Genomic DNA, 14,509 nt, shown 5'->3' with positions numbered 1-14,509 from the left:
AAGCCCCCCCCCAAAAGAATTTTTTACAATATTATTTATTGTTTTATTATATTTTATCAAAAAATAATAAGTCCAATTATTCCAGCTCGTTGTCGTTACTATCCAACTTGTTCAAACTACGGTAGACATGCTCTGTCTTGGTACGGTGTTAGGATTGGAAGCTGGTTGTTGATAAAGCGAATGAGTAAGTGTCATCCATTAGGCGGACATGGTATTGATTTTGTGCCGCTACCTTTAGCTTCTTATCACTATCAATATGTGTCCCCTATTACCTTAGCTACTATTAGACTTCAAGGTATTTATGTTTATAAAGATAGTAAGAGTTACGTTTCTCGTTTAAACCATATGATGAAGTTGATGTAATTTTTATGGCTAAACTAGATAACTGTGGATATCTATTTAGTTACCCACAAGTTATCCACACTCTTGGTATCATTTAGAATGGTTTTTTAGTAAAATGATGAACATTTTATGTGATTGACTGCTGCTCAAGGTATGAATTAATACTATGTAGCGGTCATGATACATGCCTGATTTTTCATTCCCTAATTTTTTAATCTAGGAAAGGTTTATGCAAAAGATATTTCGGGTGATGATCATCATTGCGATGTTAATCACCGCTTATCTGCTGATTTTGGCATGGCGAGATGATTATGCCGATGTGCCAGCTGTAGACACTGCGCCAGAAACGGCAACTTCAGTAGGTGCGGATATTCCATCTACGAGTGGTGCAGCAGGTGACATACCGGTACAGACATTACCTGTTGGAGCTGATGCTGTGACTACGGCACCTGCCAAAAATGCAGGACTAATCACAGTTACGACTGATCGCTATGACATCAAAATCAATCCAGAAGGTGGCGATATTGTCTATGCTGCTTTAAAGCAGTATGATGCCACGCTTAATAGTGATGAGCCTTTTGTATTATTAGAGAATAATGGCAATCGTGTGTATGTCGCGCAGTCTGGCCTGATTGGTCAAGATGGTATTGATACGGCTGAAGGACGTGCAACTTATAGCCACGCTGCCAATAATTATGTGATGGAAGCAGGGCAACAAACCTTGTCAGTACCGCTTACGTATAAAAAAGATGGCGTGACAATCACTAAGACCTTTACTTTCACGCAAGACAAATATCCGATCGATATCAGCTATCAGATTCAAAACGCTTCTGCTAATGCATGGCAAGGACAGATGTTTGCACAGCTAAAACGTGATGATAGTAAAGATCCTGGTATGTCTGATAAGGGTGCGCTAAGTATGGCGACTTATCTAGGCGGGGCTTGGGGTACACCAGATGACCCTTATAACAAACTAAAATTCAAAAATTTTAGCGATGAGTTGTCAGTAACGAGTGATGATGGCTGGGTTGCTATCGTACAACATTACTTTGTCTCTGCGTGGACACCTGAAAACTTCACTGGTAAATTCTTTAGCCGTGAAAGCGGTAACGATTACTTTATCGGTTTTAACAGTCAGCCTGTTAATGTAGGACCAAACAAGCAAGCCACATTAAATGCAACCCTTTATGCAGGACCAAAAGTCCAATCTGAGCTAAAAGAAGTTGCCGTAGGTCTCAATCAAACTGTCGATTATGGTCTGTTGTGGCCAATATCAAAAATATTGTTTGCAATTCTTGATGGTATTCACAAAGTTATTGGCAACTGGGGTTGGTCAATTATTGTTCTAACCATCTTGGTTAAGTTTGCTTTAATGTGGTTTTCAAATAAGAGCTACTACTCAATGGCGAAGATGCGAGCTATTGCTCCAAGACTTGCGACGCTTAAAGAAGAGCATGGCGACGATCGAATGAAGATGTCGCAAGAAATGATGGCAATCTATAAAGAAGAAAAAGTCAATCCAATGGCAGGTTGTTTGCCAATCCTTATGCAAATGCCAATTTTCTTAGCTTTATATTGGGTGTTAGTCGAAAGCGTTGAGTTACGTCATGCGCCATGGATCTTATGGATTCAAGATCTTTCAGCGATGGACCCTTGGTTTATCTTACCGCTGCTAATGGGTGCTTCTATGTTTGTACAGCAGCAGTTAAACCCGCAACCAGCTGACCCAATGCAAGCGAAGGTCATGAAGTTCTTACCTATTATTTTTACCGCTTTCATGCTGTTTTTCCCAGCAGGCCTAGTATTGTATTGGACGGTGAATAACTTGTTCAGTATGACGCATCAATATATAGTGAATAAAAAAGTAGAAGAAGAACAAAAACAACGTACTGTTAGAGTATTGGATTAACACTAATGACCTTTTGAACAAAGAACCATCGCCTAAGCGGTGGTTTTTTTATACGTAATATCCTCATATTACCTATCTTTAATGATCAAAACCATGCTGACAGAGTTACCTATCTTTAATGATCAAAACCATGCTGACAGAGAATCGTATAAGATAAAAACTATGCTCTACATCAAGGTATAAAGTTTGCTTTGTCAGTCTGTGTCTAGGCGTCTATAATGGAGCTTTTATTCAATGAGAATGATTGTGGATTCTTTAGAGCTGGCGCAAGCCATACCTGCTACATCTAATACGTCTAACTCCTCAGGCTTGGCTACGATTGCTGCCATTGCGACGCCACTTGGGCGTGGCGGTGTCGGTGTGATACGGCTGTCAGGTGCGCGTGCCTACGATATTGCTTGTCAGCTGACAGGCAAGACGGTATTTACTCCGCGCATGGCCAGTTTTTGCCGATTTTATCAGGCGGATGGTACGATCGTCGATGAAGGCTTGGTGTTATACTTTAAAGGCCCGCACTCATTTACAGGCGAAGATGTAATTGAGCTACAAGGGCATGGTGGCATTATTTTACAAAACCAGCTGCTCGCACGTGTGTTTGAGTTGGGTGCCAAACAGGCCAGTGCAGGCGAGTTCTCCTACCGCGCTTTTGATAATGATAAATTAGATTTAGTGCAAGCAGAAGCAATCGCAGACGCTATTGATGCCACGAGCGCTGCAGCGGCTAGTAGTGCCATTCGCTCGCTAAGTGGTGAGTTTTCACAAAAGATCAATCAGCTATTAGAGCAGCTTATTCATCTGCGCTTGCACGTTGAGGCTGCCATCGATTTTCCTGATGAAGAAGACGTTGATTTTTTTATCGGATGGCGTGATTCAAGACAAGCTTGAGCAAACCCAGGATAAAATCCAGCAAGTGCTGGCAACGGCAAAACAAGGCCAGTTGTTACGCGATGGGATTCATGTGGTGTTGGCAGGGCGGCCCAATGCGGGCAAATCAAGCTTGCTTAACCGTCTGGCTGGGCAAGAGCGCGCCATCGTGACCAATGTGGCAGGCACCACGCGAGATACGCTACAAGAGACCGTCGTGCTCAATGGTTTGACCTTGCATCTCACCGACACCGCTGGGCTGCGCGATACCGAAGATACCGTGGAGCGCATCGGTATTGAGCGCGCACGTACTGCTATCACGCAAGCCGATATGCTGCTGTTGGTCTACGATGTTACCCGTGATCTTGAAGAAGATACCACACCGCTACAGCTTGCTGAGCAGCTATTTGGCGAATTACCAGAAGCCAAACGTTTATTAATCATTGCCAATAAAAGTGACTTATTAAACGATGATGGCGATGAGAAAATAATCTCTGTATCACAAGTCGAAATAAAAGACCGAGGTTACGAACAAGTCCATGTTTCATGTGAAACTGGTCTTGGTATCGAAAAATTAATCGAAACATTATGTGCTAAGGTTGGTTTTCATCCACCAGAGAATAGCCTTATTGCGCGTACGCGTCATATAGATGCGCTTAGACGGACAGCTGAGCATTTAACAGAAGCGCGTGAGCAGCTAACGGTCTTTCAGGCAGGGGAGCTGGTTGCGGAGAGCTTGCGTCAAGCGCAATTAAGCCTAGGTGAGATCACCGGTGAGTTTAGTGCTGATGATTTATTGGGTAAGATATTTGGTAGTTTTTGTATTGGCAAATAATGTCTCTGATTGGCTGTTTAAGATCGCGTATCAACTTTTAAAAGTACATCAGCTATCAAACTCAGCCTTATAAATGACGCCATTTATTCTTAATATCAAAATAAGGAAATACTATGCACTGTCCGTATTGCAATGCGTCAGATACTAAGGTGATTGACTCACGTCTGGCGGCAGAGGGTGCGCAAGTGCGTCGTCGCCGCTCATGTAATAGCTGCCAAGAGCGTTTTACGACCTTTGAGATGGTCGAGGTGGTAATGCCGCGTATCATCAAATCGAGTGGCAAGATTGAGCCTTATGATAACGAAAAGCTGCGCCGCTCTATTTTGTTGCCGCTACAAAAGCGACCTATCACGATTGATGAGCAAGAGGCGATGATTAGCCGAATCGAAAAGCGCGTCAGGCAAATGGGGGAGCGCGAGATTAGCAGTAAGGTACTAGGCGAGATTATCATGAGTGAGCTTAAAACGTTAGACGATGTCGCTTATGTACGCTTTGCCAGTGTTTATCGCGATTTTCAGGATATCGATGCGTTTCATCAAGAGATTGCCAATATCCGCCCTAATGAAAAATAGGTTTGTCGCCACATATTCTTTATAAATTAAGCCAATTTTATGTTTACTTCTAACCACGCACAAGATGCACAAGACCGCTACTTTATGATGCTTGCAATTGAGCAAGCCAAGCAAGGACTATATACCGCAAGACCCAATCCTGCTGTAGGCTGCGTGATTGTTCAGGCAGGGATGGTGGTCGGGCAAGGGTTTCATCCCAAGGCAGGTGAGCCTCATGCAGAGGTGTTTGCACTTAAAGACGCGGGTGCGCAAGCGGTCGGTGCCACTGCTTATGTGACTTTGGAGCCTTGTAGTCATACAGGGCGTACACCGCCTTGTGCTTTAGGTTTGATAAAAGCAGGCGTACAGCGGGTGGTGATTGCTGGCCTTGACCCAAACCCGCAAGTAGCGGGACGCGGTGTCGAGTTATTAGAGCAGGCTGGTATCGATGTGACAGTTGGCGTACTGACAGAGCAAGCAGAAGCATTAAATCGCGGGTTTTTAAAGGCGATGCGTACTCACATGCCTTACGTTCGGCTTAAGATCGCTACCAGTCTCGATGGCCGCACCGCGATGGCGACAGGGGAGTCAAAATGGATTACCTCGGTAGCGGCTCGTGAGAATGTGCAAAAGTTTCGCGCCCTAAGTGGAGCAATTATCACTGGCAGTGAAACCGTCATTACTGATGATCCACAGCTCAACGTGCGCTCTACTCAGTTGGGCGTGCCAGCTGAACAAGTCCCCGCTCCTAAGGTGGTCGTACTCGATAGGCGTCAGCGCTTAGCGCACAGCACGCAATCAGAATACCAACTATGCCGCCGCGTAGATACGCTTTATTGGCGCAAGGACGACTTAACCGAGCTGTTAAAGTATCTGGTCAGTGAGCATCAATGCTACGATGTGTTGGTAGAGGCGGGCGCTAGCGTCGCGGGTAGTTTTTTACGCCAACAACTGGTAGACGAGCTGATTGTCTATCAAGCGCCTTGTCTGTTGGGTGTAGCGGCGCGGCCGATGGTGAATTTTCATCCGCTGTCTTTATCTGAACAGCTACGTTTTAAGGTAGGTAGCCACGAGCAACTTGGTCCTGATCTTAAATTGACTTTATATCCTTTATAAATCATAAGTTATAAACAACTTATCCACAGCGATTGGTCATTATTATTAAAGTCATCTCACTTATGAATAACCGTTCGGACGATTGGCTGTTTCACATGGAACTGTGTATAACTTTGTTTCATGTGAAACAAGAAAGTAGATTCCTTTCTTAAACTATTATAAAAAAACTATATAAATCAAATACTTAAATTTAAAAAATCAGAGATGTACGAAAATAAGGGAAAAGTGTGTCTTTGTGGATAACTTAGTCTAGAGAAGGTTTTTATTGGCAGGTGACTTGATTTATCTTTACTTATCCACAACTTATCCTCTTATAAGCTTAAAAATCAGTGCTTTTAAAGTTAAGTTAATCTAGATTAATTTACCATCGTTGAGTAAGTGTCACGGTCGATAACAGCAAAACAATTCAGATATGAGGTTTATATGTTTACCGGAATTATAGAAAGTGTTGGAAAGGTCACGTCCATGCAGCCTACAGGCGGTGACATACGCCTAACCATAGCGTCGGATGATTTAGATTTTAGCGATGTTAAGTTAGGCGACTCTATTGCCTCAAACGGTATTTGCCTAACTGTGGTAGAGATCGGCAATAACTCTTACTCTGTAGATGTTTCACGTGAAACAATTGCTCGAACTGCATTAGAGGAGCTAAAAGCGGGTCATATTGTCAATTTAGAAAAAGCGATGTTACCGACCACGCGCTTTGGTGGTCATATCGTCGCAGGTCATGTCGATGGGGTCGGGCGCGTCAGAAAATTACAACAAGATGCGCGCTCTATCTATATTGAGATAGAGATACCCAAGGAGCTAGCACATTATACCGCAACCAAAGGCTCTATCACGGTCGATGGCATTAGTTTGACCACCAATTTGGTACGTGACAATATCGTTTGTCTAAATATCATTCCGCATACGGCCAAGGTAACCAATATTGCCAAACATTGGCTGGTTGGTAGCAAGGTCAATATCGAGGTGGATATCGTCGCTCGCTATTTGGAACGTCTGTTAAATAAGTCGCAAACAGGCAGCATGAACGCACCAAGCCTGCAAAGCCAAATTACTGAGGATTTTTTAGCCGATAATGGCTTTATGAAATAACCAGTGTCATAGTATCTGTTAGAGCGATATAAGATAATAAAGCCCAATGATAACTTGTCACGGTATTCAAACCATTTATTCGGTTGTCATTAAGCTTTGCAACACTGTTTGTAATTTATCTTTATTGATAGGTTTTGCTAAAAAATCATCCATTCCCGCTAGGCGGCAAGCTTCGCGATCTTCCTCTGTATTATTTGCAGTTAATGCCACAATAGGAATACTACTCCCTTGCGAGCGTATGGCTTGAGTGGCTTGCAAACCATCCATGACTGGCATTCGGCAATCCATAAGAATTAAAGAGATTTGTTGTCGCTGCGCATCAAGTCGTTCTAAAGCTTGTCGGCCATTGTCTGCCACTAGGCTAGGATAGCCCAACTTATCTAACATCTTACAAGTAATTTTTTGGTTGGTGAGATTGTCATCGACAACTAATACTGTAGGAGCGATGAGCACTTCTCCAACATTACTATCCATTGTTGGTTTTTCTACACTTTCAGAATTACTACTGGTATCTTCGTGTTTGGAAGTAACTCTCGTAGTCTGTGATAGGCGTATTAGCTCAGATAGCAACAAGGCCACATCTAACGGTTTATTCAAAAATCCATTAAACTTACCTAACAATGAGGATGTAATACTGCGTTCTGGTTTCATGCTTAATAACAATTTTGGCAAAGAGGTATCGTTCAATAATTTATGAATAACCTGACTTTGTTCATTGTTAGTAATTCTTTGCTGGCTATCTATGCGTGAGCCATTAGTAGCGACTGTAGAAGGAACTAGGCGAGTATGGGTTTCATAGTACTCATAATCTAACAACAATATTGGCTGTAGGGTCTTTGCTTCAAGCTCTAGCTGCTTATATAGCTTTTGGGCAGCCGTATTGTCCAAGTTTGTATAGATATTAACTGGCAGGGACAAATGTGAGCATAATTGCTGCAAAAAGGTCGCGCAGATGTCTTGCTCTACAACAACGATAAAACGGATATGTGTCAGGCTACTATGAAAGTGATAGATGGGCTGGTAAGTTGCCTGATGACAAGGTAAATAAAGAGTAAAATTGCTACCTACCCCAAGCTCGCTATCTAATTGGATAAACCCGCCTAATAACTGCGCAAAGCTATTAGAGATCGCAAGCCCTAGTCCTGTGCCACCAAAATTTTGGCTGATTTGTCTGTTTGCTTGATTAAAGTAAGAAAACAGTTTGTCTTGTTCCGAATCTGCAATACCAATGCCAGTATCTTTAACACTAAAGCGCATCCATTGATGATCGGCGCCAGTATTGGCGATGGTATTGGGTAAGCTATTGTCAGGGGCTAAACTTTGATTACGTGCAATAGTGGTTAGGGTGCGCTTACTATCAAGGCTAGTGATAGACTGCATCTGCTCATAAGTAATAGGCTCGATAACCAATGCCACATAACCTGATGGGGTAAATTTGATGGCGTTATCTAGTAAATTGAGAAGGATTTGACGTAAGCGGTTGCCATCAGTGCTGATATAACGCGGGCTATCGGGCGTAAAAAAATACAATAGATTGATACCTTGCCGACGCGCACTACCAACCATTAAATCACTAACATGCTGCCCAAGCTTAAAGATATCAGTAGGCTCATTCACAATATCAGCCTTTCCTGCTTTTATTTTTGCCATATCGAGCATATCGTTTAGCATCGCTAGCATTGACTGGCTGGATTGGGTCAACATAGACACCACCTCTTGCTGTCTTGGCGTTAATCGATGCGCCTCTATCAGATCTAAGGTCCCGATGATAGCGTTCAGTGGTGTGCGTAACTCATGACCAATAATAGATCTAAGCTTGGTAAATTCTTTTATCTGCAATTGTAATTGTTGATTTTTTAGGTGCAAGTCATCAGCTTGCGTGATGAGATTATCGATATTATTAAGTATTACCGTAAACCCATGGACCTGCCCATGAGTCCCAAACCATGGAGTGATGTGTAGCTGATAGGCCTGCTTATCTTCTAGTCCATAAACCAATAGGTTACGAGTAACGCGTAGAGTAGAGAGCTTTTGCAGCAGTTGCTGAGTTGCTTTATCACTACCGGTCAAAAAATCCGTTAAACTGTAGTTGTTATTACGTTGAAATGCTGTGGTAAAAACTTGTTCAAAGCGCTGATTAAAAAAACTTATATGTCCTTGGCGCATGACCATTAACATGGGTAATGGTGCTTGATTGACCAAATGCTCTAAACGCTGATTGAGGGTTTTGATACGGCGATGATGATCATGTAGCTGATAGCTAACACGGCTAAGGGCATGGCCTATGCGTAAAAACTCAGGGGTGGTCTTTTCTGTCACGAATGGAGGCGGTATATAAGCCTCTTTGGAGCTTATCGTTAAATTGTCCGTATACTGTACCAATTGCTCCCAATTAGTACGGCGTTTAAGCGCATAAAGTAGTGCCAAACTAAATAACATGATCGCTGTCATCAACGGCAACCAAAATTGATAGGATATCCAGCTTATATTGAGAGGTTGATGGCGCAGTACGACATATATTTGATGACCGTTTTTAAGCTTAATTCTACCTGTTAGCGTATCGTTATTTATCTGAGATGAACTGCTACTCATAGTAGATGTCGTGGTAAGCGTAGGAAAAGTCACATTAGTAAACTTGGCTTCCTGAGGCTGTATGTGACGATATACATAGGTTTGTCCAGACGGCAACATAAAAATCAGCTGATAGCTGATGTCTTGAAAAAAAGGTTTGGTAATGATCTTTTCGATTTCAGTTTCTGTCGGTACGGCATGATCAATAGTCTCATGCTGTAACGCTGTAAAGACAACTTGGCTGTGTCTCTGACTTTGAGTTTTGAGGGCCGAAAACATCATAGCGTAGTATAAAGCTAGCATTATCAGCAGGGACAAAACATAAAAGAAAAGCAGACGTTTTAATGACTGAAACTGTTGCATGTGGGTATGTTCCTATACCTGCGCGACAATGCAGTGCGATGGTAAGCTAAAATAATATAATCTATTTGTTGGATAGTACGTGTTGATGGCTTTTTTATGTACAAACCTTTAGTTATATGGTGAAGAGTTAATTTATTAATAAAACAGTCACGTAGAATCTTATAGTAACAAATTAACCACCAAAGCGGTTATGACAATGTTACTAATTTCAATGTTTACTTAAGCTTCAAGTTATGCACGATATAGTCATTTGATAAATCATCTAAACATACTAAACTAACTGATGACTAGATAAGTACCGACCAGTAGCGAATAGTACTAAAATTATGTCAATACAGACTAAATGGAGATAGGTGTCATAAACCAGTTACCTCAATAACCAGTGGCAGATAGATAACTCAGCTCGCAATTATGGCACAACACTGTAAACTCACCTATAATGTGACGACCGATCACATAATATATAATATGGTGCTATGACCACAACTAATGCTGTTTTTAATAATATGGTACAAACCAATCGATTGCGCGTGGTGTTTGCAGGCACACCTGAATTTGCCGCTGCTAGCCTTGATGCACTCATTGCTCAGCAAGAGCAACTTAATATAGATATCGTTGCAGTATATACGCAGCCAGATCGCAAAGCGGGACGCGGTCAAAAGCTATCTGCCTCTGCCGTCAAACAAGTAGCGCTTAATCATGATATTGCCATCGAACAGCCTGCTACTTTCAAAAAATCTAACACTGAAGGATTGGCTGCTAGACAGACATTGGCAAGCTATCAACCTGATGTCATGATTGTTGCAGCATATGGACTGATTTTACCTGTAGGTGTATTAGATATTCCTACTTATGGCTGTCTCAATATCCACGCCTCCTTATTACCACACTGGCGCGGTGCTGCACCTATTCATCGCGCACTGTTGGCAGGAGATACCGAGACTGGTATTACTATTATGCAGATGGATAAGGGTTTAGATACTGGCGATATGCTCTATAAAGTCAGCGCTCCTATCGAGACTAATGATACGGCTTCTAGCCTACATGATAAAATGGCTGAGCTAGGCGCGGCAGCGATTAGCACCGTCTTAAAAGACTTGGCACATTATCAAGCGCAGGCGGTTGCCCAAGATGACAGTCAAGCCAACTATGCCGAAAAATTGGTAAAGACTGAGGGCGAGATTGATTGGACGCAGTCCGCTAGCGTTATTGAGCGCCAAATTCGTGGTTTAACACCTTGGCCTGGTGCCTATACTTTTTTGAATGGTGCGCGCGTAAAGATATTAAACAGCTTGCCGGTGAACCCAACACAGCAAACCAATGAGCCTGCTGGCACAGTTATTAGTGTCGGACGTAAAGCTATTTTAGTAGCTTGTGGTAAAGGTGAGCATACAGACGATAAAACACCAGCAGCTAGCACGCTTGCGATAACCAAATTACAGCTTGCAGGTAGCAAACCTGTCACCGCTGAGCAAATCTGTCATGGCAATCAGCTCGATGATGGTGACCAGTTCGGCCCCGAATCCAATTAATTAATGCAGACGCTCCAATGCGTACAGGATATCAATACTAATGAGACATAACGCAACTGCGTCTAAAAGCACTAACAGTAGAAATAACCAGAACAAGCCGTCCAGTAACCTTAAAATGACGGGTAGCGTGCGCGTACGCGTCATTCGCAGCTTACTTGCCATTCAACAGGGTCAGTCACTCTCAAGTGTGCTTGATCCCCTACTAAATAGCTTACACGACGGTGATAAAGGCTTTGCCCATGCATTATTATTGACCACGCTGCGTCAGTGGCACGCACTTGCAAGGCTGCTCGATAGCTTAGCTGACAACCCTATCGATGAGATAGAGGTGCGCACCACTATTCAAGTGGGCCTAGTACAGCTGCTTTATTTAGAAGTAGCTGACCATGCCGCCATTCACGAAACGGTAGAAGCAGCCAAAGAGATTGAATTTGCGCGGGCCTCTGGTCTTGTCAATGCAATCTTGCGTAAAGTTGCCAAAAACACCAATAAATTCCGCAAAAAATGCGACAAAAACCATAGTTTGCCTAATTGGTTAGCACACCAGCTTAAACAAGATTGGAGTGATGAGTATGCAGCATTAACTCAAGGTCTACGCCAACCTGCACCGATGTTCTTACGGGTAAACACAGCCGTTAAATCAACCAATGAATACCAGCAAGTACTTACTGATGCCGACATCAGTACTGAATTGGTTGAGTTATCTAGTGGCTTACAATTAACTGATACCGTTAAAACTGCTATGTTACTGACTCAAGCATTACGCTTAGAACAAAGCACAGCGGTCAGTTTTTTACCCCAATTCGCAGAAGGTGTGGCGAGTGTGCAAGATATGCATGCCCAGCTTGCTGCTCCGCTGATAGAGCTTGCACTAACTGATAAGCTGGCTAAAGATCAGATAGCTGATAAAGTGAGTCAAAATGATAAGGCGTCTACAATCCAATTGTTAGATGCTTGTGCCGCCCCAGGCGGTAAGCTTGCCCACTGGTTAGAGCTATTAACAGCAGACAAAGAGTCGTCAATGTTTCATGTGAAACTTGATGATAGTACAAATAAAACCAATACCATTAAGCTCACGGCTATTGATAACGAAGCTCCGCGTATTAAGCGTATTTATGAAAATTTAGAGCGTTTAAATTTACAAAAGCATGATTTAGAAAGCTTAGCCAAGACTGATATCAAGCTTGACATCGTCTGCGCTGATGCGACGACATGGCAAGGTGGTTCTGAATCTAAAAAGCAAAAATCAAACCAAGACCGAGCAGTTTTTGATGCTATCTTGTTAGATTCACCTTGTACCGCGACTGGGGTGATTCGTCGTCATCCAGATATTAGCTTATTACGTCACGAAGAAGACATTGCCCAAACGGTACAGTTACAAGCGCAAATTTTAGATAATTTATGGCCACAAGTAAAAGTAGGCGGCTATTTGCTATATGTGACTTGCTCAATTTTAAAGCAAGAAAACGTTGAGCAAATGCAAGACTTTACCGCACGCCACCCCGATGCGACTGCTATCGAATTTGCGAAAGAGTGCAACTGGGGTATTGAGCAGGCGATCGGTCGCCAATGCTTACCGATTGATAGCGCAAGCGGTGATGGCTTTTATTATGCGCTGCTGCAAAAGACTGCTCAATAAAATAACACAATGACAGAACCTCATTCTCAGTCTTCTAAACGTATTGTGGTAGGCTAGTGTTTTTTGGCCGAACATAAACCTTTGCAAAAGCAACATGCTAAGCCAAGAATATTGGCCTATGACAGCTCATACGATTTTGAGATTTAAGTACTAAAGACTAACTTTAGACGTTTTAAGTAGGGATGCACTATGAAATATATCAGTACCCGTGGTCAGACAGCGCCAATGGATTTTAGTGATGTTCTATTGATGGGTCTTGCGCCAGATGGTGGTTTGATGCTGCCTGAGCACTATCCAAGTATTGATAGCGCTGTACTCGATGAATGGCGTACGCTTAGCTATCCAGAGCTTGCGCTAGCCATTATGCAGCGCTTTGCTACCGATATTCCTTATGCTGATTTAAAAGATATTATTGAGCGTACTTATACGACTGAAATATTTGGCAGTGCAGAGATTACGCCAGTGCGTCAGCTTGAGGACAATCTCTATATTCTAGGACTGTCAAACGGTCCAACTCTCGCGTTCAAAGATGTGGCGATGCAGTTTTTGGGCAATGCGTTTGAATACGTGCTTAAAAGAAAAAATGCCCGTATTACCATCATTGGTGCGACCAGCGGTGACACGGGTAGTGCGGCAGAATATGCACTGCGCGGTAAAGAAAATATCGAAGTCTTTATGCTGTCACCCCATGGCAAGATGAGCGAATTTCAGCGCGCGCAGATGTATAGCTTAACCGATGATAATATCCATAATATCGCTATCGACGGTATGTTTGATGATTGCCAAGATATCGTTAAAGCCTTACAACAAGATGCGGAATTTAAAGCCGCTTACAGTTTAGGTACAGTCAACTCCATCAACTGGGGGCGTATCTTAGCGCAGATTGTTTATTATTTTAAAGCCTACTTTGCGGTGACAAATAGCAACGATGAGCAAGTCAGCTTTAGCGTACCGTCTGGCAACTTTGGTAATGTTTGCGCAGGACACATTGCGCGCGAAATGGGGCTACCAGTTGACCGCCTTATCGTCGCGACCAATGAAAATGACGTGCTAAATGACTTCTTTAATCAAGGTGCTTACCAGCCACGAGCAACTGATAAAACCTATGTGACCTCAAGCCCTTCAATGGACATCTCTAAAGCGTCAAACTTTGAGCGCTTTGTTTATTTGTTACTAGAAAAAGACAGCGCGCGTGTTCATGAACTATTTGAAGGGGTAAAGTCTGGTCAAGGTTTTGATTTATCGGATGTGTTAGATGCTGTTAATACTCGTTATGGCTTTGCTGCAGGCAAGTCTACCCACGTTGACCGCCTGCAAACGATTAAATCTTTGTATGAAACATACAGCGAATTGGTTGACCCACATACTGCTGATGGTATCAAAGTTGCCAAAGAGCTACAGCAAGATGGCGAAGTTATCATCTGTGCTGAGACTGCTTTACCAGTCAAATTCGCAGATACGATTATTGAAGCCGTTGGTCAAATAGACATTGAGCGTCCTGCTCACACTGAAGGACTAGAAGACTTACCACAACATGTCATAGTGTTGAATAATAAAGCAGAGTTGGTCGCTGAACAGATTCGTCAGCATATAACGGCTGATTTGACGTAGCTTATAGACATAAGCTTAAATATTTCGTTTCACGTGAAACTTTGTCTATATTGAGAAAAGCCTTGCTTTCCGTACATC

Annotated in this window: 9 protein-coding genes and 1 pseudogene; 9 read left to right on the top strand and 1 reads right to left on the bottom strand. The window is 42.8% G+C overall.

The features are described 5' to 3' along the window. The first annotated feature begins 18 nt into the window (after window positions 1-18). The 6 genes and pseudogenes from yidD (at window position 19) to PENNN9_RS11410 (ending at window position 6,715) form a co-directional block, all read left to right on the top strand. The gene (gene yidD / locus PENNN9_RS11435; protein WP_058369798.1) at window positions 19-363 is read left to right on the top strand and encodes a membrane protein insertion efficiency factor YidD; all 345 of its coding nucleotides are present in this window, start codon (window positions 19-21) and stop codon (window positions 361-363) included. A 208-nt stretch (window positions 364-571) separates the two neighbouring features. Next, a complete protein-coding gene (yidC, locus tag PENNN9_RS11430) occupies window positions 572-2,251 on the top strand; it encodes a membrane protein insertase YidC (RefSeq protein WP_058369797.1) in 1,680 nt (559 codons plus the stop codon). A 234-nt stretch (window positions 2,252-2,485) separates the two neighbouring features. Further along, window positions 2,486-3,950, top strand: a pseudogene (gene mnmE / locus PENNN9_RS11425) (tRNA uridine-5-carboxymethylaminomethyl(34) synthesis GTPase MnmE). Window positions 3,951-4,063: 113 nt separating this feature from the next. Beyond that, window positions 4,064-4,522, top strand: a complete 459-nt coding sequence (gene nrdR, locus PENNN9_RS11420) for a transcriptional regulator NrdR (protein ID WP_058369796.1) — start codon at window positions 4,064-4,066, stop codon at window positions 4,520-4,522. Window positions 4,523-4,561: 39 nt separating this feature from the next. Continuing rightward, window positions 4,562-5,617, top strand: coding sequence for a bifunctional diaminohydroxyphosphoribosylaminopyrimidine deaminase/5-amino-6-(5-phosphoribosylamino)uracil reductase RibD (gene ribD, locus PENNN9_RS11415; RefSeq protein ID WP_058369795.1), 1,056 nt, complete (start codon window positions 4,562-4,564; stop codon window positions 5,615-5,617). A 423-nt stretch (window positions 5,618-6,040) separates the two neighbouring features. After that, entirely contained in the window at window positions 6,041-6,715 is a 675-nt protein-coding gene (locus PENNN9_RS11410; protein ID WP_058369794.1) for a riboflavin synthase, read from the top strand. A gap of 75 nt (window positions 6,716-6,790) precedes the next feature. On the opposite strand, the gene PENNN9_RS11405 is transcribed toward PENNN9_RS11410, so the two are convergent. Then, window positions 6,791-9,649, bottom strand: coding sequence for a response regulator (locus PENNN9_RS11405; RefSeq protein ID WP_058369793.1), 2,859 nt, complete (start codon window positions 9,647-9,649; stop codon window positions 6,791-6,793). A gap of 476 nt (window positions 9,650-10,125) precedes the next feature. Here PENNN9_RS11405 and fmt point away from each other — a divergent pair, with 476 nt between their 5' ends. The 3 genes from fmt (at window position 10,126) to thrC (ending at window position 14,431) form a co-directional block, all read left to right on the top strand. Further along, window positions 10,126-11,181: a methionyl-tRNA formyltransferase gene (gene fmt / locus PENNN9_RS11400; RefSeq protein ID WP_058369792.1), complete on the top strand. Its 1,056-nt coding sequence runs from the start codon at window positions 10,126-10,128 to the stop codon at window positions 11,179-11,181. Window positions 11,182-11,221: 40 nt separating this feature from the next. Next, window positions 11,222-12,820 carry a transcription antitermination factor NusB gene (locus tag PENNN9_RS11395; RefSeq protein ID WP_058369791.1) on the top strand — a complete coding sequence of 533 codons (1,599 nt, stop codon included), beginning with the start codon at window positions 11,222-11,224 and terminating at the stop codon, window positions 12,818-12,820. Between the two features lie 189 nt (window positions 12,821-13,009). Beyond that, entirely contained in the window at window positions 13,010-14,431 is a 1,422-nt protein-coding gene (thrC, locus tag PENNN9_RS11390) for a threonine synthase (RefSeq protein WP_058369790.1), read from the top strand. Window positions 14,432-14,509: the final 78 nt, after the last annotated feature.

Origin of the sequence: Psychrobacter sp. ENNN9_III, assembly GCF_001462175.1 — a bacterium.
GTDB lineage: Bacteria > Pseudomonadota > Gammaproteobacteria > Pseudomonadales > Moraxellaceae > Psychrobacter.
This window is presented reverse-complemented; position numbering and strand designations above follow the sequence as displayed.